At 72.4% G+C, this 19,500-nt stretch carries 19 protein-coding genes and 2 tRNA genes; 13 read left to right on the top strand and 8 right to left on the bottom strand.

Annotated features, from left to right (window positions below; genetic code table 11):
- The first annotated feature begins 70 nt into the window (after window positions 1–70).
- The 4 genes from AC067U_RS30940 (at window position 71) to AC067U_RS30955 (ending at window position 3,736) form a co-directional block, all read left to right on the top strand.
- Complete coding sequence (locus AC067U_RS30940; RefSeq protein WP_478833124.1) at window positions 71–1,255, top strand: SDR family oxidoreductase; 1,185 nt, start codon at window positions 71–73, stop codon at window positions 1,253–1,255.
- Between the two features lie 451 nt (window positions 1,256–1,706).
- Window positions 1,707–2,168, top strand: a complete 462-nt coding sequence (locus AC067U_RS30945) for a molybdenum cofactor biosynthesis protein MoaE (RefSeq protein ID WP_478833125.1) — start codon at window positions 1,707–1,709, stop codon at window positions 2,166–2,168.
- A 182-nt stretch (window positions 2,169–2,350) separates the two neighbouring features.
- On the top strand, window positions 2,351–2,566 hold the full coding sequence (locus AC067U_RS30950) for a hypothetical protein (RefSeq protein WP_478833126.1): 216 nt from the start codon (window positions 2,351–2,353) through the stop codon (window positions 2,564–2,566).
- An 81-nt stretch (window positions 2,567–2,647) separates the two neighbouring features.
- A complete protein-coding gene (locus AC067U_RS30955; RefSeq protein ID WP_478833127.1) occupies window positions 2,648–3,736 on the top strand; it encodes a YlbL family protein in 1,089 nt (362 codons plus the stop codon).
- A 133-nt stretch (window positions 3,737–3,869) separates the two neighbouring features.
- On the opposite strand, the gene AC067U_RS30960 is transcribed toward AC067U_RS30955, so the two are convergent.
- Window positions 3,870–4,433 (bottom strand): PPA1309 family protein, encoded by a 564-nt coding sequence (locus AC067U_RS30960; RefSeq protein WP_478833128.1) that lies wholly within the window; start codon window positions 4,431–4,433, stop codon window positions 3,870–3,872.
- 133 nt (window positions 4,434–4,566) lie between these two features.
- Between AC067U_RS30960 and AC067U_RS30965 the strand changes: the two genes are divergently transcribed.
- From AC067U_RS30965 to AC067U_RS30980, 4 genes are all read left to right on the top strand, one after another.
- A complete protein-coding gene (locus tag AC067U_RS30965) occupies window positions 4,567–7,467 on the top strand; it encodes a UPF0182 family membrane protein (RefSeq protein ID WP_478833183.1) in 2,901 nt (966 codons plus the stop codon).
- A 75-nt stretch (window positions 7,468–7,542) separates the two neighbouring features.
- A tRNA-Met gene (locus AC067U_RS30970) sits at window positions 7,543–7,616 on the top strand.
- Window positions 7,617–7,828: 212 nt separating this feature from the next.
- On the top strand, window positions 7,829–9,748 hold the full coding sequence (locus tag AC067U_RS30975) for an SEL1-like repeat protein (RefSeq protein ID WP_478833129.1): 1,920 nt from the start codon (window positions 7,829–7,831) through the stop codon (window positions 9,746–9,748).
- 76 nt (window positions 9,749–9,824) lie between these two features.
- A tRNA-Met gene (locus tag AC067U_RS30980) sits at window positions 9,825–9,898 on the top strand.
- Window positions 9,899–10,012: 114 nt separating this feature from the next.
- On the opposite strand, the gene AC067U_RS30985 is transcribed toward AC067U_RS30980, so the two are convergent.
- The 3 genes from AC067U_RS30985 to hisN form a co-directional block, all read right to left on the bottom strand.
- Entirely contained in the window at window positions 10,013–10,429 is a 417-nt protein-coding gene (locus AC067U_RS30985) for a Fur family transcriptional regulator (protein WP_478833130.1), read from the bottom strand.
- Between the two features lie 98 nt (window positions 10,430–10,527).
- Complete coding sequence (locus tag AC067U_RS30990) at window positions 10,528–10,923, bottom strand: CBS domain-containing protein (RefSeq protein ID WP_478833131.1); 396 nt, start codon at window positions 10,921–10,923, stop codon at window positions 10,528–10,530.
- Between the two features lie 181 nt (window positions 10,924–11,104).
- On the bottom strand, window positions 11,105–11,908 hold the full coding sequence (gene hisN, locus AC067U_RS30995) for a histidinol-phosphatase (RefSeq protein ID WP_478833132.1): 804 nt from the start codon (window positions 11,906–11,908) through the stop codon (window positions 11,105–11,107).
- 132 nt (window positions 11,909–12,040) lie between these two features.
- Between hisN and AC067U_RS31000 the strand changes: the two genes are divergently transcribed.
- Complete coding sequence (locus AC067U_RS31000) at window positions 12,041–12,544, top strand: TetR/AcrR family transcriptional regulator (protein WP_478833133.1); 504 nt, start codon at window positions 12,041–12,043, stop codon at window positions 12,542–12,544.
- Between the two features lie 147 nt (window positions 12,545–12,691).
- Here the strand turns inward: AC067U_RS31000 and AC067U_RS31005 are convergent, their stop codons facing one another.
- The 4 genes from AC067U_RS31005 to AC067U_RS31020 all read right to left on the bottom strand — a co-directional run bounded on the left by AC067U_RS31005 (window position 12,692) and on the right by AC067U_RS31020 (window position 16,420).
- The gene (locus tag AC067U_RS31005; RefSeq protein ID WP_478833134.1) at window positions 12,692–13,015 is read right to left on the bottom strand and encodes a DMT family transporter; all 324 of its coding nucleotides are present in this window, start codon (window positions 13,013–13,015) and stop codon (window positions 12,692–12,694) included.
- Between the two features lie 242 nt (window positions 13,016–13,257).
- Complete coding sequence (gene rsgA, locus AC067U_RS31010) at window positions 13,258–14,268, bottom strand: ribosome small subunit-dependent GTPase A (protein ID WP_478833135.1); 1,011 nt, start codon at window positions 14,266–14,268, stop codon at window positions 13,258–13,260.
- A 4-nt stretch (window positions 14,269–14,272) separates the two neighbouring features.
- Complete coding sequence (gene aroA / locus AC067U_RS31015; protein ID WP_478833136.1) at window positions 14,273–15,613, bottom strand: 3-phosphoshikimate 1-carboxyvinyltransferase; 1,341 nt, start codon at window positions 15,611–15,613, stop codon at window positions 14,273–14,275.
- 54 nt (window positions 15,614–15,667) lie between these two features.
- Window positions 15,668–16,420 (bottom strand): M50 family metallopeptidase, encoded by a 753-nt coding sequence (locus AC067U_RS31020; protein ID WP_478833137.1) that lies wholly within the window; start codon window positions 16,418–16,420, stop codon window positions 15,668–15,670.
- 82 nt (window positions 16,421–16,502) lie between these two features.
- Here AC067U_RS31020 and AC067U_RS31025 point away from each other — a divergent pair, with 82 nt between their 5' ends.
- From AC067U_RS31025 to rsrA, 4 genes are all read left to right on the top strand, one after another.
- A complete protein-coding gene (locus AC067U_RS31025) occupies window positions 16,503–17,321 on the top strand; it encodes an SOS response-associated peptidase (protein ID WP_478833138.1) in 819 nt (272 codons plus the stop codon).
- Window positions 17,321–17,971, top strand: a complete 651-nt coding sequence (locus tag AC067U_RS31030) for an alpha/beta hydrolase family protein (RefSeq protein ID WP_478833139.1) — start codon at window positions 17,321–17,323, stop codon at window positions 17,969–17,971. Before AC067U_RS31025 ends, AC067U_RS31030 begins: the two co-directional genes overlap by 1 nt.
- 326 nt (window positions 17,972–18,297) lie before the next feature.
- Window positions 18,298–18,942 carry a sigma-70 family RNA polymerase sigma factor gene (locus AC067U_RS31035; protein WP_393580019.1) on the top strand — a complete coding sequence of 215 codons (645 nt, stop codon included), beginning with the start codon at window positions 18,298–18,300 and terminating at the stop codon, window positions 18,940–18,942.
- Entirely contained in the window at window positions 18,939–19,256 is a 318-nt protein-coding gene (gene rsrA, locus AC067U_RS31040; RefSeq protein ID WP_393579957.1) for a mycothiol system anti-sigma-R factor, read from the top strand. The genes AC067U_RS31035 and rsrA overlap by 4 nt, the downstream gene beginning before the upstream one ends.
- Window positions 19,257–19,500 lie beyond the last annotated feature (244 nt).

A 19,500-nucleotide genomic window follows, 5' to 3' on the forward strand; every position in this document is an offset into this window, starting at 1 on the left:
AGGATGGACGTCACCTGGTAGGTACGCGTCAGGACGCCTACCTACTGAAGACAACCGCTGGAGACGCCCGGTGAGTTCCCCAGATCCGCAGGTTCGAGCGCCGCAGGACGGCGAAGACCGGCCCGGACAGGCCGCCCCGGCCGCCCGGGCCGACGCCCTGGCCGAGGCCGCCGACGGTGTTCGCCGCCCGCGAAACCAGGCCGTGCGCGGTCCCGTCGTCGCCGTGACCGGCGCCGCCGGAGGCGTCGGCGCCGCGCTGGTCGCCCGGCTCGCCGCCTCGGACGAGGTCAAGCAGGTCGTGGCGATCGACGAGCGACGCGGCGACTGCGCCGCCGCCCAGTGGCACGTGCTGGACGTCCGGGACCCGGCGATCGCCGACAAGCTCCGCGGCGCGGACGTGGTGGTCCACCTCGCTCTGGACCTGGACCTGGAGACCGACTCCGCGGCCCGTACGGCGTACAACGTGCGCGGCACCCAGACCGTGCTGACCGCCGCGGCCGCGGCCGGCGTGCGGCGGGTGGTGCTGTGCACCTCGGCGATGGTCTACGGGGCGCTGCCGGACAATGACGTGCCGCTGTCGGAGGACTCCGAGCTCCGGGCCACCGCGGAGGCGACGGGCGTCGGCGACCTGCTGGAGATCGAACGCCTCGGCCGCCGCGCCCCCCGCGCGCACCCCGGACTGAACGTGACCGTGGTACGCCCCGCGGTCCTGGTCGGCGGCACGGACACGGCCCTGACCCGCTACTTCGAGTCGCCGCGGCTGCTGGTCGTCGCCGGATCCCGGCCGATGTGGCAGTTCTGCCACGTCGAGGACCTGGTGTCGGCGCTGGAGTACGCGGCGCTGGAGAAGGTCGAGGGCGAGCTGGCGGTCGGCTGCGAGGGCTGGCTGGAACAGGAGGAGGTGGAGGAGCTGAGCGGCATCCGCCGCATGGAGCTCCCCTCCGCGGTGGCCCTGGGGGCCGCGGCGCGGCTGCACCGGATCGGCCTGACGCCCTCCCCGGCCGGGGACCTCGCGTACACCATGCACCCGTGGGTGGTCAGCGTCAGCCGGCTGCACGCGGCGGGGTGGCGGCCGCGCTGGACGAACGAGGAGGTGCTCGCCGAGCTGCTGCAGGAGGTGGCGGGGCGGCACACGGTGGCGGGCCGCCGGCTCGGCCGCAAGGACGCGACGGCGGCGGGGGCGGCGGGAGCGACGGTCGCGCTGCTGGGCGCCGCGGCGGTGGTCCGGCGAGCGCGGCGGCGCCGGGGTATTTGACCTCCGGTCCGGTCCGGTCTCGTACGTCGGCCAGTGCGGCCCGCCCGGTCCGCGGGGACGGCTGCGCCCGAGGCGGGGCCCCGCCGGGGCGCGGGCGATCCGGTGCCCTCGCGGGTCCCGGGCCCGGAGCCGCGCTGCGGCACAGGCCGACCGGTGCCCTCAGCGGGGCTGCGCCGGTGTGCCCACCTCCCCCAGACTCCGTCCGGGGGGACCCCCACCCCCGAGCTCTCGGCTTCGCTCGAGCAGGGGGACCCACATCGCCCTGCGGGACGCCTGCCCACACCCGGGGGAGGGAAGGCCCGCCCGCAGCGGGGTGGGGAATCGGACGCCTGCCCGCACCGGACGGCCTGGTCGGGCTGGTTTTCGCTGTAGGAGGCTCCCAAGCCGGGGGACGCCGGACGGGTGATCGGGGTATTCCGCCGCGTCTGCGGCGTAGGGCACGATGGAAGCTATGGCAGCGCATTTCGATCACCCCGGCGAGCAAGCCGCCGCGGACCCCATCCGGCTCATCGAGATCCGTGAGACCCCGCTCTCGCTCGACGAGGTCTTCCGGGCCGTCGGCGACGACTCCACGGGCGGGACCACCCTGTTCGTGGGCACGGTGCGCAACCACGACGGAGGGGCCGACGTCGAGGCGCTCGGCTACTCCTGCCACCCGACCGCGGAGGCGGAGATCCGCCGCGTCGCGGAGCGGGTCGTAGCCAAGTACCCGGTCCGAGCCCTGGCGGCCGTGCACCGCATCGGCGATCTCAACGTCGGCGACCTCGCCGTCATCGTGGCGGTTTCCTGCCCGCACCGCGGGGAGGCGTTCGAGGCCTGCCGGATGCTGATCGACGACCTCAAGCACGAGGTTCCGATCTGGAAGCACCAGACCTTCTCCGACGGCACCGAGGAGTGGGTCGGCGCCTGCTGAGCGGGCCCGCCGGGTCGCCCGAGCGCGCCCACCGGGTCGCCCGAGGGCGCCAACCCGGTCGTCCGAACGGGCTCGCCGGTCGCCCGTTCGGACGCGCAACACGCCCTCGATTTGCGTAACCCGGCCCCGGGCCCGAGCGTTGCAATCACCAACAGCTCGATCTCGGGGTAGGGAGGCTCGGAATGGCGTCACTGGCGTGGTTGCTGATTCCGTTCGTCGCCGCAATAGGCGCGGCCGTCTGGGGCCGCTGGGCGGCCCGTGACCGTACGGCCGGTGACATATCCGAGCTCGCGGGCTACGCGCGGTTCCGCGAGGCCATGGACCGGGCCGAGCGGGAGCGGACGGGGGCCGGATCCCCGGCCGCCACGGCGCCCGTCTCCGACTCCGCGTCCGTCTGACGGGCCGCGTACCGGCTCGTGCAGCCCCGTACGGACCGGCCCCGGGGGTCGCGCCCGCGGCCCTTCCCGTACTGTCGTTCCATGCCACGCCGCACTGCGACGATGCTCGCCTCCACGCTCATGCTGTTCGCGCTGCTCTGCGCGTGGGTCTTCATCAAGGTCCCGTACTCCGAGATGAGCCCGGGCCCGACGGTGAACACGCTGGGCGAGCACGGTGGCGAGGCGGTCCTCCAGATCTCCGGGCGCAAGACCTACCCGACCGCCGGCCACCTCAACATGACCACGGTCCGCGTCACCGGCGCGGACTACGACATGAGCCTGCTGGAGGCGGTGTACGGCTGGCTGGCGGGCGACAACATCGTCGTCCCCCACGAGAACCTCTACCCGAACGGCAAGACGGAAGAGCAGTCCACGCAGGAGAACGCCGAGGAATTCAGCCAGTCGCAGGAAAGCGCCAAGGTCGCGGCACTCAAGCAGCTGGGCATTCCGGTCACCGCCCGCGTGGCCGTCTTCACCGTGGTCAAGGACAGCCCGGCCGAGGGCAAGCTGCACGCCGGAGACGTGGTCAAGGCCGTGGACGGCGTCGCGGTGAAGGCCCCTGGCGACGTGGCCAAGCTGGTCACCAAGCACAAGGCCGGGGAGAAGGTCGAGTTCACGATCATCCCGGCCAAGGAGGCCGCCGCCGCGGAGAAGGCCGGCAAGGAGCCCCAGGGCGGCGAGAAGGTGGCCCTGACCACCGCGGCCGCCGAGGGCGACGGCCACGCCATCGTCGGCATCCGCGCCGAGACCGACCACACCTTCCCGTTCAGCATCGACATCAAGCTCGCCGACGTCGGCGGCCCGAGCGCCGGTCTGATGTTCGCCCTGGGCATCATCGACAAGCTGACCCCGCAGGACCTCACGGGCGGGAAGTTCATCGCCGGCACCGGCACCATCGACGACGAGGGCAAGGTCGGCCCGATCGGCGGCATCCAGATGAAGACCATCGGCGCCCGGGCGGCCGGCGCCCGGTACTTCCTGACCCCGGCCGACAACTGCGCCTCCGCCGTGAAGCAGGTGCCCGAGGGCCTGACCCTGGTCAAGGTCAACACCATCGACGACGCCTACAAGGCACTGGAGAAGATCAGCAAGGGGGACACGTCCCCCCTGCCGAGCTGCACCGCGAAGTAGCCGAGCTGCACCGCGAAGTAGCCGAGCTGCACCGCGGAGCAGCCGGGCCGCACCGCGGAGCAGCGGACGGCCGCGCCCCCGGCGGCCCCGGAGCCCCCGAGCCCCCGGGCCCGCCGGGGGCGGGCCGGCCGGCTCAGGAGAAGGTCGCCGCCAGCGCCTCCGCCAGGCCCGGCACCAGCCCGGCCCCGGTCAGCACCTCGCTCGCCGCGTCCTTCTCCCGCAGCCGTACGGCCGACTCGCGCGAGCCGTCCCGCAGCACGGCCACGGTCAGCCGGACCTCCTGCCGCTCCGGGTGACCGGCCACCCACTTGGCCAGCTGCTTCTCGTTCATGCCGCTGGGCACGGTGGCCTCCGCGGACGGCGGCAGCATCAGCCGCTCCACGGTCAGCGCGCAGCCGGCCACCGCGTCGGGCCAGGCGACCGTCCCCAGGAACTTGTCCAGGGGCGTCCCGGCCGGCAGCTCGTGCTGCTCGATCGGAGTGAGCTGGGCCTTGCCGGCGTCATCGGTGTCGAGCCCCAGCTGAGAGGCCAGCCGCGGCTCCGAGGAGCGCAGCCTGGCGGTGTCGACCAGGGCGAACAGGCGGGCCGGCTGGTCCCAGCCGAGACCGGCGGCGTATTCGTCGATTTCCAGGCAGGCGCGGGTCAGCGGGCTGGCCGCCATCGGTGCGCCCCCGGAGGAGGGTGAAACGTTGGACATGGCAACATCCTGCCTCCTTCCACCCCCATACCGGGAACTGACCAAACCCTCAGTGAGTTGCAAGAGTGGGCCCTACCATCAGGGGCCGACACGAGACACAGCGACTTTCGAGGTGCGCACCTTGGCTTTCCAGATGCCGGACCGCGGCGGAGGCCCCTCCGGGCCACGGATCAGAGTCGGCCGCCCGTCCCGGCGTGCCCGCACTCTCCTCATGACCCTGGGCGTTCTGGCCGTCCTGGCCATGCTCTTCATCATGTTCGCGGGCTTCTGGACCGACTGGCTCTGGTTCCGCTCGGTGAACTACTCGACGGTGTTCACGACCACGCTGTGGACCAAGATCGGCCTGTTCGCCGTCTTCGGCCTCCTGATGGCGGGCGCGGTCGGGCTGAACATCTGGCTGGCCCACCGGCTCCGGCCGCCGCTGGCCGCGATGTCCATGGAGCAGCAGAGCCTCGACCGGTACCGGATGAGCATCGCCCCGTACAAGCGGTGGCTGCTCCTGGGCATCTCGGTGCTGGTCGGCCTGATCGCGGGCGCTTCCGCGGCCGGCCAGTGGAAGACCTGGCTGATGTACGTCAACGGCGTGCCGTTCGGGAAGAAGGACCCCCAGTTCAACCTGGACGTGTCCTTCTACGCCTTCGACCTGCCCTGGTACCGCTTCCTGCTGGGCTTCGGCTTCGCCGCCGTGGTGCTGTCGCTGATCGCCGCCGCCGTGGTGCACTACCTGTACGGCGGCCTGCGGGTGACCAGCCCGGGCGCCCGGGCCACCGCCGCGGCCACCGGCCACCTGTCGGTGCTGCTCGGCCTCTTCGTCTCGCTCAAGGCGGTCGCGTACTGGCTGGACCGGTACGGCCTCGCCGTGAAGTCCAGCGACTTCAAGGCCTCGGACAACTGGACCGGCCTGCGGTACGTGGACGCCAACGCCTACCTCCCGGCCAAGACGATCCTCTTCTGCATCGCCGCGATCTGCGCCGCGCTGTTCTTCGCGACGCTGTGGCGCCGTACCTGGCAGCTGCCGGTGATCGGCTTCGGCCTGATGGTCCTCTCCGCGATCCTGATCGGTGGGCTGTACCCGGCGATCGTGCAGAAGTTCCAGGTCCAGCCGAACGAGCAGGCCAAGGAGTCGCCGTACGTCCAGAAGAACATCGCGGCGACGCGTGACGCGTACGGCATCGACCGGACGGACGTCCAGGACTACCCGGGCGTCCCGGACGCGAAGGCGGACAAGGCCAAGGCCCGCCAGGACGCCAACACCACGGCGAGCGTCCGGCTGCTCGACCCGAACATCGTCTCCCCGGCCTTCCAGCAGCTCCAGCAGAACAAGGGCTACTACGGCTTCCCGTCCACCCTGGCGGTGGACCGGTACAAGGGCCAGGACACGGTGGTCGGCCTGCGCGAGCTGAACCTCGCGGGCATCCCCAAGAACAACTGGATCAACGACCACTTCCGTTACACGCACGGCTTCGGCGTGGTCGCCGCCAAGGGCACCCAGGTGAACACGGACGGCACGCCCCTGTTCACCGAGTCCGGCCTCCCCGCCAAGGGCGACCTGGGCACCTACGAGCAGCGGATCTACTACGGCGAGCAGACCAAGCAGTACTCCATCGTCGGAGGCCCGCAGAAGGAGCTCGACTACGCCGACGACAAGGGCGAGAAGGAGACCACCTACCAGGGCGACAGCGGTGTGAGCCTGGGCAACCCGCTCAACCGGGCCGCCTACGCCCTGGCCTTCAGCGAGCCGCAGATCCTCTACTCGGGCGCGATCGGCGAGGGTTCGAAGATCCTCTACAACCGCACGCCCAAGGAGCGGGTCGAGGCCGTCGCCCCCTGGCTGACCATCGACGGAGCGGCCTACCCGGCCGTGATCGACGGCCGGGTCCAGTGGATCGTGGACGCCTACACCACGAGCAACGGCTACCCCTACGCCTCGCGCACCACCCTCGGCGACACCACGGCGGACTCGCTGACCGACTCCCAGCGCGCGGTGGTCGCGCAGGAGAACCAGGTCAACTACATCCGCAACTCGGTGAAGGCCACCGTCGACGCCTACGACGGCACGGTGAAGCTCTACCAGTGGGACACCCAGGACCCGGTCCTCAAGACCTGGATGAAGGCGTTCCCCAAGACGGTCAAGGACAAGAAGGACATCCCGCCGGCCCTGATGGATCACCTGCGTTACCCGCAGGACCTCTTCAAGGTGCAGCGCGAGCTCCTCACCCGCTACCACGTCACCGACCCGCAGACCTTCCTCAGCGGCAGCGAGGTCTGGGCCGTCCCGGACGACCCGACCAACAAGGAGGGGAACGCGGTCCCGCCGTACTACCTCTCCCTGAAGATGCCGAACCAGAAGGAGCCGAACCAGGTCTTCTCGCTCACCACGACGTTCACGCCGAACGGCCGTGACAACCTGAGCGCCTTCATGGCGGTCAACGCCGACCCGGGAACCCCCGACTACGGCAAGATCAGACTGCTGAAGCTGCCCACCGCCAACCCGGTGGACGGGCCCAAGCTGGTGCAGGCGCAGTTCAACTCCAAGCCGGAGATCGCCCAGGAGATCAACATCCTGAGCCGGGGCGACTCGCAGGTGGAGTACGGCAACCTGCTCGCGGTGCCGCTGGACAAGGGCATGCTCTACGTCGAGCCGGTGTACGTCCGCGGCGGCGGCCTGAAGTACCCGCTGCTGAAGAAGGTCCTGGTCACCTACGGGAAGCAGACGGCCTTCGAGAACACGCTGGAGAAGGCGCTGGACGTGGTCTTCGGGGCGTCGGCGCCGACCACGCCGATCCCGCCGGAGACCCAGCCGGGCGACGGCACGCAGAAGCCGCCGGTCACCACCCCGCAGGACCCGACGGTCAAGGCGGCCCTGGCCGACGCGCAGAAGGCCATCGAGGCGGCCGACAAGGCGCGGCAGGACGGCGACTGGGCGGCCTACGGCAAGGCGCAGGACGAACTGAAGGCGGCGCTGCAGCGGGCGATCGACGCGGAGGCCAAGCTGCCGCCGACACCGGCACCGGCACCCCCGTCGGGAGGCTGACCGGGGCGGCGGGCCCCGTCGCCGGGGCCCGCCGTCCGGCTTCCGTTCCGCGTCGTGGTACTGTTGTTTCACCGACGCGGGGTGGAGCAGCTCGGTAGCTCGCTGGGCTCATAACCCAGAGGTCGCAGGTTCAAATCCTGTCCCCGCTACTGAAGATGAAGGCCCGGATCCATGGGATCCGGGCCTTCGTCGTGTACATCCATGTACATCCGTGGACATCCTCGTGTCCACGGGGGTGAGTTGGGGGTTGCGCGTGTTTGACTTGTCCAACTGTGGGCATGTCGACAAAACGCTGAAGTGACCTTACTGGCTGCGACATACCAGGTGTACGCGGGTAGCAGGTGATGCGACGATGGGATTTATGGGGGACAGGTCAACTCTGCTGGAGACAGGGCGGTTTGTGCGGGCGGAGACCGAAGAGGGCACGGAAGCGACCGGGACGGCACACCCGGCAGAGCAGGGCACGGGGACCGCACTGACCACTGCGGAGACCACGGCGGGGACGGCTGCACCGACCGCTGCACCGACCGCTGCGCCGACCGCGGCCGGGACGTCGGCCGACGCGTTCGCCGAGACCGAGACCGAAGTCCCGAGCGACGACGTCGAGCTGGAGGCCCGGCACCGCGGCCCCGCCGACCAGGGGGACCCGGGCGCCATGAGCGTGCTCGGCGCACTCCTGCTGCGCCGCGGGGACCTGGACGGCGCCGAGCCGTACCTGCGCGGGGCCACCGCCGCCGGCGACCGCGCCGCCGCCAACAACCTCGGCGTCCTGCTCCTCCAGCGCGGCTACCCCGAGGAGGCCGCCGGCTGGTGGCGGGTCGCCGCCGTCGCCGGGTCGGCCCCCGCCGCCCACGCCCTCGGCCGGCACTACCGCGAGCGCGGAGACGAGCCGGCCGCCGAGTACTGGCTGCGGCAGGCGGCGGAATCCGGCCACGCGCTCGGCGCGTACGGCCTGGCCGACGTACTGGAGCACCGGGGCCACGACGGCGCCGAGCGCTGGTACCGGCAGGCCGCCGAGCAGGGGCATCGCGAGGCCGCCTACCGGCTGGCCCGGATCCTGCGCCGCCGCGAGCGCGCCGAGGCCGAGCAGTGGTACCGGCAGGCCGCCGCCCGGGGCCACCGCCGGGCCGCCCTGCACCTGGGCATCCTGCTGGAGGCGCGCGGCGAGCTCAAGGAGGCCGGGCGCTGGTACCTGACCTCCGCCAAGCAGGGCGAGGCCCGGGCCGCCTGCGCCCTGGGCTTCCTGCTGCGGGACGCCGGGGACGAGGAGAGCGCGGCCACCTGGTGGCTGCGGGCCGCCCAGGACGGCGACGGCAACGCGGCCAACGCGCTGGGCGCGCTGCACGCGGCGCGCGGCGAGACCCAGACCGCGGAGAAGTGGTACCGGGCCGCGATGGACGCCGGGGACCACAACGGGGCGTACAACCTGGCCCTGCTGTGCGCCGCGCAGGACCGCACCGCCCAGGCGGAGCAGTTCTACCGGCGGGCGGCCTACGCGGGCCACCGCGAGGCGGCCAACGCGCTGGCCATCCTGCTGCTCCAGGGCGGCGACGCGGCCGGCGCCGAGCCGTGGTTCTCCAAGGCCGCCGAGGCGGGGAGCGTGGACGCCGCCTTCAACCTGGGCATCCTGTTCGCCAGCCGGGACGACGACCGGACGGCGCTGAAGTGGTACGAGCGGGCCGCCGCGGCCGGCCACACCGACGCCGCCCTCCAGGTCGGCATCGCCCTGGTCCGGGACGGGGAGGAGCGGGCCGCCGAACGGCACCTGCGCTGCGCCGCCGGGGGCGGCAGCGCCGAGGCCGCGTTCCGGCTGGCCTCGCTGCTGGAGTCGCTGGCACCGCCACCGGAGCCGCCCGCGCTGGGCGCTCCGGCCGCGGCGGCGAAGACGGAGAGCGAGGAATGGTACGAGCGGGCCGCCGAGCACGGCCACCGGCGCGCCCAGGTCCGGGTCGGCATGCTGGCCGCGGGCCGGGGCGAGCTGGGCGTGGCCGCGCGCTGGTACCGGGAGGCGGCGGAGGCCGGCTCCCGCAACGGCGCGTTCAACCTCGGGCTGCTGCTGGCCAGGGAGGGCAGCGAGCCGGAGGCGGCGCTGTGGTGGACCCGGGCGGCCGTGGCCGGCCACGGCCGGGCCGCGCTGCGCCTGGGCCTGCTGGCCGCACGCCACGGCGACCTCGCGGAAGGCCAGAAGTGGTGCGCCCGTGCCATGGAGCTGGGCCCGGCGGAGGTCTCGCAGCGCGCGGCGAAGCTCCGCGAGGCCCTCGCGGAGGAGCTGTCCGCGTAGCCGGCGGTCGCGCGGCACCGCACCGTTAAGCGATTTGCGCTGCTCGGGGGCTTTGACGTAACGTGGGGTTCACCGACGCGGGGTGGAGCAGCTCGGTAGCTCGCTGGGCTCATAACCCAGAGGTCGCAGGTTCAAATCCTGTCCCCGCTACTGATGCCGAAGGGCCCGGATCCAATGGATCCGGGCCCTTCGGTGTATCCGGGATGCGTGTGCGGAGGCGCGTGGCCGGGCCGGTGTGGGCCCGAAGGCCCACCGTCCACCGCCCTAGGCTCCGGCGCAGGTGGGGCAGATGCCGCGGTAGGTGACCTCCACGCCTTCGAGCGTGAAGCCGAAGCGCTCCGAGGCGGGCAGGTCCGCCAGGGGGTTGCCGGTCGGGTGGACGTCGCGGATGGCGCCGCACCGCGCGCAGACCAGGTGCTGGTGCGGCCGGTGGGCGTTGGGGTCGTACCGCTTGGCGCGGCGGTCCGTGGAGACCTCCAGGACCTCGCCGAGGGACACGAGCTCGCCCAAGGTGTTGTAGACGGTGGCTCGAGAGATCTCGGGCAGCCTGTCCACCGCGCGTGCATGCACCTCGTCGGCCGTCAGGTGTACGTGGTCACCGTCGAGCACCTCGGCCACGACGCGCCGCTGCGCCGTCATGCGCCAGCCGCGTCCGCGAAGCCGTTCCAGCAGGTCACTCATGGGCCCCAGGGTAACAGTGGCCGGAAACCGCCTGGCTTCCCGCCGAGAGCGGTGGGACCGGGCCCCGTGCGCAGGTCCGGCCCCACGGCTCCCGCCGCCTACGCGGCCATCGCGCCGCGCCCGGTCCGGACCCAGCAGCGGATGATGTCGCGGACCGAGACGATGCCGACCGCGCCGCCGTGCTCCAGCACGATCAGATGCCGGAAGCCGCCGACGGCCATGGCCTCGGCGGCTTCCTGAAGGGTGGCGTCCGGGGTGCAGAACACCACGTTGTTGGTGGTGTGCGCGCTGACGGTCTCCAGGTCGGGGTCGTGCCCCGCGCCGATCGAGTTGAGGATGTCGCGCTCGGTCAGGATGCCGATGCCGCTGTGGTCGGGGTCGAGGACGACGGCTGCGCCGACGCGCCGGCCGGACATCAGGCCGGCGGCCTGGCGGATGGTGTGGGCGGGTCCGAGGGTGAGGATCACGGTGCTCATGGCGTCACGGACGAGCAAGAGAGCCACCTCCAGGGGCGAGAATCCCCGCTCGGGCGGAGCGCCCGGAGCCCGTTCCGCCTAGAGAACGGATTCACAAGCGCACAAGCGGAGGATTCTCAGATTCCCACGGGCACCCAGGGTCATCAAGAGGGCGCGCAGCGCATCCGTCGGAGTGACGGGCGGCGCGCCCGGGCGTGTCTCAGGCGCTCGGCCGCAGGTGGGTCAGCATGGCCTCGTGGAGCAGCCCGTTGGAGCCCGCCGCGTTCCCGCCGTGCACCCCGTCCACCCCGTCCAGGCTGGTGAACCGGCCGCCGGCCTCCTGTACCACCACCGCGATGGCGGCCATGTCCCACAGGTTCAGCTCGGGCTCGGCGCACAGGTCCAGTGCGCCCTCGGCGACCATCATGTACGGCCAGAAATCGCCGTAGGCGCGGGTCCGCCAGCAGGCTCGGGTGAGGTCCAGGAAGCCGGGCAGCCGGCCCTGCTCCTCCCAGCCGCTCAGCGATGAGTAGGCGAACGAGGCGTCGGCGAGCGAGGCCACCTTGGAGACGCCGATCCGGGTCTCGTCGGCGAGGCTGCCGCCCGCGTACGCGCCCCCGCCCTCGCTGGCCCACCACCGGCGGCCCAGGGCCGGCGCGGACACCACGCCGACGACCGGCCGGAACACGCCGTTCTCGTCCGCCTCCATCAGTGAGATCAACGTGGCCCAGACCGGCACCCCGCGGACGTAGTTCTTGGTGCCGTCGATCGGGTCGATCACCCAGCGCCGGGGGCCCTCGCCCACCAGCCCGTACTCCTCGCCGAGGATCGCGTCCTGCGGCCGCGCCTCCTCGATCAGCCGGCGGACGGCCGCCTCCGTGGCGGTGTCGGCCTCGCTGACCGGGGTCATGTCCGGCTTGGTCTCCACCTTGAGGTCCAGGGCCTTGAAGCGGGCCATGGTGACCGCGTCGGCGGCGTCGGCAAGGGCGTGGGCAAGGCGGAGGTCATCGTCATACTCGGGCATGGCCGAACATTATCGGCACCGTTCCGGCCGGACCACACGGGCCGTCTTGACACCTCGTCAGGCTCCGTCAACCCTGTCCCGAAGGCCGGCGGCCCCCGGGCGGCCGGCGAGCGGAGGCGTGCGGGAGGCGCGATGCCGGCAGCGCGGGAGTCCTTGCTGGAGGCGGCCGGAGCGGCGCTGGCCGCACGGCCCTGGCCGGCCGTGCGGATGGTGGACGTGGCGCTCGCGGCCGGGGTGTCCCGGCAGACCCTCTACAACGAGTTCGGCGGCAAGGCCGGGCTCGGGCGGGCCCTGGTCCGGCGGGAGTCCGACCGGTACCTGGCGGGCGTGGACCGGGCGCTGGCCGGGCCCGCCCCGGGCGCGGCGCGGCTGGCCGCGGTGGCGGACTGGACCGTGCGGGCGGCCGGTGCGCATCCGCTGGTCCGGGCACTGCTCACCGGCGCCTGGCCGCCGGGCCTGCCGGCCGGCCGCGCGACGGTGGCGCCGTCCGAGCTGGTGCGGGCGGTACGGGACCGGGCCGTGGCCGTGCTGGGGCCGGCCGGGATCACGGCCGAGCACTGCGAGCTCGCCGTACGGCTCGCGCTCTCCTACGTGGTCGCGCCGGCGGACGGGCTGCGCGAGCTGCCGGGGGCGTAGCCGCCGCGCGGGCCGTTTCCCCCGTCCCGTCCCGTCCCGTCCCGCCTCGCCCCTCCCCTCCGCTCTCCGGAACCGGGGCTCCGGCCCGGCTCCCCTCGGGGCTGCGGCAGGGCCGTCGGGATGGCGCGGGCGTCCGCGGGGGTCGAGTCAGTGGGAGGAACCCGAGAGCTGGAGACCGATGACGCCCACGATGACCAGGGTGATCGAGACGATCTTGAGGGTGGAGACCAGGTCGCCCAGGAAGACCATGCCGTAGATCGCCGTGCCGGCCGCACCGATACCCGTCCACACCGCGTACGCGGGGCCCACGTCCAGCTTCCGGAGCGCCAGGGTGAGCAGGCCGAAGCTGCCGAGCGCGAAGCAGGCGAAGGCGATCGTCGGCCACAGCCGGGTGAAACCGTGGGACAGCTTCAGACAGACCGCGAAGCCCGTCTCCAGGAGCCCCGCGACCACCACGAGCAGCCAGGCCATGTCGAAATGCCTCCCCGCGTCATGTGACACGGACGGTCCGGCCGCGCGCCACTTGGTGCGATTATGCATTTACCAGACATGCCGCCCGGCAAACGTGCTCCGGCGGTCCGTGTCCCCGGGCGATCGATTCCGCTGGACGATCGGCGCCCGGGCGTGGCCGATGCCCCGGACGTGGGCGGCCCCGGGCGTGGCCGATGCCCCGGACGTGGACGGCCCCGGGCGTGGTCGATGTCCGGGGACGGTCAGTCCCCTTCGCGCCGCTCCCGCGTCGCCAGCAGCCGCCGCAGCGAGTCCAGCCGCGCCGGCTCCGCGTGCCCCTCGGCCACCCAGGCGTCCAGGGCGCAGTCCTGCTCGTCGTGGCTGCACGCCCGCGGGCAGCCCTCCGTACCGTCCACCAGGTCGGGGAAGGCCAGGATCACCCGGGACGGGTCCACGTGGTGCAGGCCGAAGGAGCGCACGCCCGGGGTGTCGATCACCCAGCCGTCCTCGCCCGGCAGCGGCAGCGCCAGCGCCGAGGTGGTGGTGTGCCGGCCGCGGCCGGTGACCGCGTTGACGCGGCCGGTGGCCCGCCGCCGGTCCGCCGCCACCAGCGAGTTCACCAGGGTGGTCTTGCCCACGCCGGAGTGGCCGACGAAGGCGGTGATCCGGCCCGCCAGGCGCTCCCGCACCCGGTCCGCCGCGTCCCCGTTCTCCAGCTCATCGCGGTTGGTGACCACGTAGTTCAGGCCCAGCGTGGAGTAGGTCTCCAGCAGCTTGTCGGCCGGCGCCAGGTCCGACTTGGTCAGCACCAGCAGCGGCTCCAGCCCGGCGTCGTACGCCGCCACCAGACAGCGGTCGATCATCCGTGGCCGCGGCTCCGGATCGGCCAGCGCCGTCACGATGGCCAGCTGGTCGGCGTTGGCGACGACCACCCGCTCGTACGGGTCGTCGTCGTCCGCGGTGCGCCGGAGCACCGAGGAGCGCTCCTGGATCCGGACGATCCGCGCCAGGGTGTCCTTCTTGCCGGACAGGTCGCCGACCAGCGACACCCGGTCGCCCACCACCGCCGCCTTCCGGCCCAGCTCGCGGGCCTTCATCGCGGTGATCGGGCGGTCGTCGACCAGGCAGGTCAGCCGGCCGCGGTCGACCGTGAGGACGAACCCCTCGGCCGCGTCCTCGTGCTTGGGCCGGATGTTCGTCCGGGGCCGGTTCCCCTTGGGGTTGGGGCGGGCCCGGATGTCGTCCTCGTCGGTGTGCTTCCCGTACCGGCGCATGGTGTTACTCCCCGGCTCCCGACAGCATGTTCGCCCACATCTTCGGGAAGTCCGGCAGGGTCTTCGCCGTGGTGGCCACGTTCTCGATCTCCACACCCGGCACCGCCAGGCCGATCACCGCGCCCGCGGTGGCCATCCGGTGGTCGTCGTAGGTGTGGAAGATCCCGCCGTGCAGCTTCCGCGGCCGGATGTGCAGGCCGTCCGCCGTCTCGGTGACGTCGCCGCCGAGCTCGTTGATCTCCTTGGTGAGGGCCGCCAGCCGGTCCGTCTCGTGCAGCCGCAGGTGGGCCACCCCGCGCAGGGTGGACGGGGAGTCGGCCAGCGCCGCCACCGCCGCGATGCCCGGGGTCAGCTCGCCGACCTCGCTGAGGTCCACGTCGATGCCGTGGATCGCACCGGTGCCGGTGAAGACCAGGCCCGCGTCGGTCAGCTCGCAGGAACCGCCCATCTCGGTGAAGATCCGGCGCAGCTCGTCACCCGGCTGTGTGGTGCGGCGCGGCCAGTCCGGGACGGTGACCGTACCGCCGGTGATCATCGCGGCGGCCAGGAACGGCTGCGCGTTGGACAGGTCGGGCTCGACCACCATGTCGCGGCCCAGCAGCGCGCCCGGCGCCACCCGCCACACGTCCTTCTCGCCGCCGGCCTCCGGGGTGTCCACCTGGGCGCCCGCGGCCCGCAGCATCTCCACCGTCATCCGGATGTGCGGCAGCGACGGCAGGTTGCCGCCCACGTGCCGCACCTCGACGCCCTGGTTGAACCGGGGGGCGGAGAGCAGCAGCGCGGAGACGAACTGGGAGGAGTTGGAGGCGTCGATCTCGACCGTGCCGCCCTCCAGCGCCCCGCCGCCGTGCACCGTCATCGGCAGGGCGCCGCGGCCTTCGTCGTCGATCCGGGCGCCGAGGGCCCGCAGCGCCGTGATGACCTGGCCCAGCGGGCGCTCGTACGAACGGGGGTCGCCGTCGAACCGGATGTCACCGGCGGCCAGCGTGGCCACCGGCGGGAGGAAGCGCATGACCGTTCCGGCGTTGCCGACGTCCACGGTGGCCGGGCCGTGCAGCGCGGCCGGGATGACCCGCCAGGCCTCGCCGGACCCGGCGCCCGCCCCGGAGCTGGAGGAGACGGTCTCCTCGATGCCCACACCCATCGCGCGCAGCGCGTCCGACATCAGCTGGGAGTCGCGGGAGCGCAGCGGCCGGCGCACCCAGCCGGGCTCGGCGGCCAGTGCGGCCAGCACCAGCGCGCGGTTGGTCACGGACTTCGACCCCGGCACGGTGACGGTGGCGCGGACGGCACCGTCCGCGAGCGGGGCGGGCCAGAGGGCGGGAAGCGCGGGGGTCTGGGTCATGGCCCTTACTTTAGTTGTTGCACGCCCGCCGCCTCGCCCCGCGGCCGGGCCGTCTCAGAGGCCGAGCAGCCAGCGCCCGCCGCCGATCAGCGAGCTCAGCGACACCGCGTGGAACAGGAACAGCCACAGCGCGGCCGGCACGTTCGTCAGCCGGGACAGCTGGTCGGCGTCGGAATCAGGGGCGCCGCCGTGCCTCCGCTTGCCCTGCAGCTCGAACACCGGCCGGACCCCGCCCAGCAGCAGGAACCACACCGCCGCGTACGCGAACGCCGCCTGCACCCCGGCCGGGGCCAGCCAGGACACCAGCACGAAGGCCCCGCCGGACAGGATCACGGTCAGCGCCCCGTACGCGTTCCGGATCATCACCAGCATCACCAGAAGCAGCGCGGTGGCCACCCACAACAGCAGGGTGATCCGGTGCGCGGACAGCAGCCAGGCACCGCCCAGGCCCAGCAGCGAGGGCGCGGTGTACCCGGCGGCCGCCGTCAGGATCATCCCGATCCCGGTGGGCCGGCCCCGGCTCACGGTCAGCCCGCTGGTGTCGGAGTGCAGCCTGATCCCGTCAAGTCGCCGTCCGGTCAGGACCGCCACCAGGCCGTGGCCGCCCTCGTGGGCGATGGTGATCGCGTTCCGGGACAGCCGCCACAGCGGGTGCGGCAGGACGAAGGCCAGTGCGGCCGCCGCGGTCAGCAGGACCAGCCACTGCGGGGGCGCCGCCTGGAGACCGGTGAGCCGCTCCCACAGGCCGTCCGTGAGACTGCCCGCGGCCGAGGGGTGCGTGGCCGATATGTGGATGTCCGTGTTCATGGGGTCGGACGGCTCCTTGCCGTGGTGTTCCGGTGTTACCTCCAGCGGTGGCCGGTGGTAGTGACATGGCAGTGTGGCAGCCATGTGCGGACGCTATGCATCCAGTCGCCGGCCCGAGGAGCTGGCGGAGGCCTTCGGGGTCGAGAAGTGGGAGCCCGAGGAGACCCTGGCCCCCGACTACAACGTGGCCCCGACGAAGGAGGTCTTCGTCGTACTCGACCGCCCTCTGAAGGACGCACCGGACCCGCGTCCGGTTCGCCAGCTGAAGGTCCTGAAGTGGGGCCTGGTCCCGTCCTGGGCGAAGAACCCCGAAGGCGCCGCCCGGATGATCAACGCCCGGTCGGAGACCCTGCACGAGAAGCCGTCCTTCCGCCGGCCGTTCGCGCAGCGCCGCTGCATCATCCCGGCCGACGGCTACTACGAGTGGGTCACCGGGACCGACGAGCGGCAGCTGGAGGTCGAGGGCAGGCGGAAGCGGCCGCGCAAGCAGCCGTACTTCGTGCTGCCCGCCGACGGCTCGGTCTTCGCCATGGCCGGCATATACGAGTTCTGGCGCGACCGGACGCTGCCCGACGAGCACCCGCTCGCCTGGTGGGTGACCTGCTCGGTGATCACCACCGAGGCCGAGACCGGCCCGCTGGCCGCCGGACCCGCCGAGGGGCCGCGCTCGCTCGCCGACATCCACCCGCGGATGCCGCTGATGCTCACCCCCGACCGCTGGGACGCCTGGCTGGACCCGGCGCACACCGACGCCGAAGGCTCCCTGCGGGACCTGCTGGCCCCGCCGCCCGGCGGGCTGATGCGCGCGTACCCGGTGTCCACCGCGGTGAGCAGCGTCCGCAACAACGGACCGGAGCTGCTTACCGAGCTGGAGGCCCCCGAGGAAGGCACCCTGTTCTGATGAGCACGCGCACCCAGACCCGTACCGAGAGCGTGGAAACGCCCGCCGGGGAGGCCCGGATCACCTGGCACGGCGCCCCTTCGGCCCGCCTGGTGCTCGCCCTCGGCCACGGCGCCGGCGGCGGCATCGAGGCCCGGGACCTACAGGCCCTGGCCGCCGCCCTGCCCGCCCGGGGAGTCACCGTGGCCCTGGTCGAGCAGCCCTGGCGGGTGGCCGGGAAGAAGGTCGCCGCCGCCCCCAAGGTGCTCGACCAGGGCTGGCACGGCCTCTGGCCCGCCCTGGCGGCCCCCGGCCTGCCGGTGGTGGCCGGCGGGCGCAGCGCCGGGGCCCGGGTGGCCTGCCGGACCGCGGCGGAGCTCGGGGCGGTTGCGGTGCTGGCCCTCGCCTTCCCGCTGCACCCGCCGGGGAAGCCCGAGAAGTCCCGCGCCGCGGAGCTGACCGGGGCGGGCGTGCCCACGCTGGTGGTCCAGGGCGGCCGGGACGCCTTCGGGCGCCCGGAGGAGTTTCCCGAGGGGGCGTTCGAGCTGGTGGAGGTGGAGGCGGCCGACCACGGCATGGCCGTACCGAAGAGGGCCGCGCTCACCCAGGAGCAGGCGCTGGAACGGATCACCGGGGCCGTCGCGGACTGGCTCGGCCGACTTGACTCCTGACATGACAAACGAACCCGTGATCGGTTTCGCCCGGAGCTGACAAAGCCGTCCCGGAAACGGGACTTCCGCCCCCGGGAATGCGCCGACCGGCCCCTTGGTTGTTCCGGATGCCGCTACGCACGGCAATGCGAAGAGGAACCATGAGGGAGAGGGAGTGCCGCATGACCCGGGTCATCAGCCCGAACCGGACACAGGCTTCTGACCTGGATTGGTCGGTGCTGCCCGCGGCCAGGTACGCCCCCGGCCGGGCGGCGGATGGCCGGGATGGTCGACTATTCTCCGATTCGAGTGGGTCCGCATTCGGGTCCGCCACGCTGTCGGAGGAGGTGGGTCCTGTTTCCGGGACCGACGAAGGCCAGGCGGAGGAGACGACCGCGGAGCGCAACGCGCGCTTCGAACGCGACGCCCTCGGTTACCTCGACCAGATGTACTCGGCCGCGCTGCGCATGACGCGCAACCCGGCCGACGCCGAGGACCTGGTTCAGGAGACGTTCGCCAAGGCGTACGCCTCCTTCCACCAGTTCCGCGAAGGCACCAACCTCAAGGCGTGGCTCTACCGCATCCTGACCAACACGTTCATCAACTCCTACCGCAAGAAGCAGCGCGAGCCCCAGCGCAGCGCGGCGGAGGAGATCGAGGACTGGCAGCTGGCCCGTGCCGAGTCGCACATGTCCACCGGATTGCGCTCCGCCGAATCGCAGGCGCTCGACCACCTGCCCGATTCGGACGTGAAGGAAGCGCTCCAGGCGATCCCCGAGGAGTTCCGGATCGCCGTCTATCTGGCCGACGTAGAGGGCTTTGCGTACAAGGAGATCGCGGACATCATGGGTACACCCATCGGTACGGTCATGTCGCGACTGCACCGTGGCCGCCGTCAACTCCGCGGAATGCTGGAGGACTACGCCCGTGAGCGCGGGCTGGTCCCGGCCGGCGCGGGAGAGTCGAACGACCGGAAAGGCTCGGGCTCATGAGCTGCGGAGAGCCGCACGAGACGGAGTGCTCCGAGGTCCTGGACCACTTGTACGAGTTCCTCGACCACGAGATGCCCGACAGTGATTGCACGAAGTTCGAAACACACTTCGGCGAGTGCAATCCCTGTCTGGAGAAGTACGGCCTGGAACAGGCCGTGAAGAAGCTGGTGAAGCGCTGCTGCGGATCGGACGACGTACCGTCCGACCTGCGGTCGAAGGTGATGGGCAGGATCGAGCTGATCCGTTCCGGACAGGCCGTTCCGGACGAGGACATCACTGCCGGACCGGCCGCCGCCGGACCCGCCACCGGCTGATCACCGGCTGATCGCAGACTGGTTATCGGCTGACCGCCGGCTGGTTCGCCGCGATCACCGTGATCACCGTGATCAGCGCGGGAACCCCTCCCCCCTGGCTCGGCCGGGGGGACTCCCACCGGAAGAGGACTTCGTTCACCCGAAGGTGCTAATCCGGGGTTACCGGCGTGCCCTGATACGAAAATGCGGCACGGCCGCGCAGAGACCCCACCTATTCTCCCCAATCGGTACCGGTCCGATTCGG

The organism is Streptomyces sp. NPDC043853 (genome assembly GCF_056436025.1).

Excerpts from the sequence above, each read along its gene's own strand:
- AC067U_RS30945 (WP_478833125.1), top strand. The coding sequence starts at position 1,707 with ATGGCAGCGCATTTCGATCACCCCGGCGAGCAAGCCGCCGCGGACCCC.
- AC067U_RS30950 (WP_478833126.1), top strand. The coding sequence starts at position 2,351 with ATGGCGTCACTGGCGTGGTTGCTGATTCCGTTCGTCGCCGCAATAGGC.
- AC067U_RS30955 (WP_478833127.1), top strand. The coding sequence starts at position 2,648 with ATGCCACGCCGCACTGCGACGATGCTCGCCTCCACGCTCATGCTGTTC.
- AC067U_RS30960 (WP_478833128.1), bottom strand. The coding sequence starts at position 4,433 with ATGTCCAACGTTTCACCCTCCTCCGGGGGCGCACCGATGGCGGCCAGC.
- AC067U_RS30965 (WP_478833183.1), top strand. The coding sequence starts at position 4,567 with ATGCCGGACCGCGGCGGAGGCCCCTCCGGGCCACGGATCAGAGTCGGC.
- AC067U_RS30975 (WP_478833129.1), top strand. The coding sequence starts at position 7,829 with ATGGGGGACAGGTCAACTCTGCTGGAGACAGGGCGGTTTGTGCGGGCG.
- AC067U_RS30985 (WP_478833130.1), bottom strand. The coding sequence starts at position 10,429 with ATGAGTGACCTGCTGGAACGGCTTCGCGGACGCGGCTGGCGCATGACG.
- hisN (WP_478833132.1), bottom strand. The coding sequence starts at position 11,908 with ATGCCCGAGTATGACGATGACCTCCGCCTTGCCCACGCCCTTGCCGAC.
- AC067U_RS31000 (WP_478833133.1), top strand. The coding sequence starts at position 12,041 with ATGCCGGCAGCGCGGGAGTCCTTGCTGGAGGCGGCCGGAGCGGCGCTG.
- AC067U_RS31005 (WP_478833134.1), bottom strand. The coding sequence starts at position 13,015 with ATGGCCTGGCTGCTCGTGGTGGTCGCGGGGCTCCTGGAGACGGGCTTC.
- rsgA (WP_478833135.1), bottom strand. The coding sequence starts at position 14,268 with ATGCGCCGGTACGGGAAGCACACCGACGAGGACGACATCCGGGCCCGC.
- aroA (WP_478833136.1), bottom strand. The coding sequence starts at position 15,613 with ATGACCCAGACCCCCGCGCTTCCCGCCCTCTGGCCCGCCCCGCTCGCG.
- AC067U_RS31020 (WP_478833137.1), bottom strand. The coding sequence starts at position 16,420 with ATGAACACGGACATCCACATATCGGCCACGCACCCCTCGGCCGCGGGC.
- AC067U_RS31025 (WP_478833138.1), top strand. The coding sequence starts at position 16,503 with ATGTGCGGACGCTATGCATCCAGTCGCCGGCCCGAGGAGCTGGCGGAG.
- AC067U_RS31030 (WP_478833139.1), top strand. The coding sequence starts at position 17,321 with ATGAGCACGCGCACCCAGACCCGTACCGAGAGCGTGGAAACGCCCGCC.
- rsrA (WP_393579957.1), top strand. The coding sequence starts at position 18,939 with ATGAGCTGCGGAGAGCCGCACGAGACGGAGTGCTCCGAGGTCCTGGAC.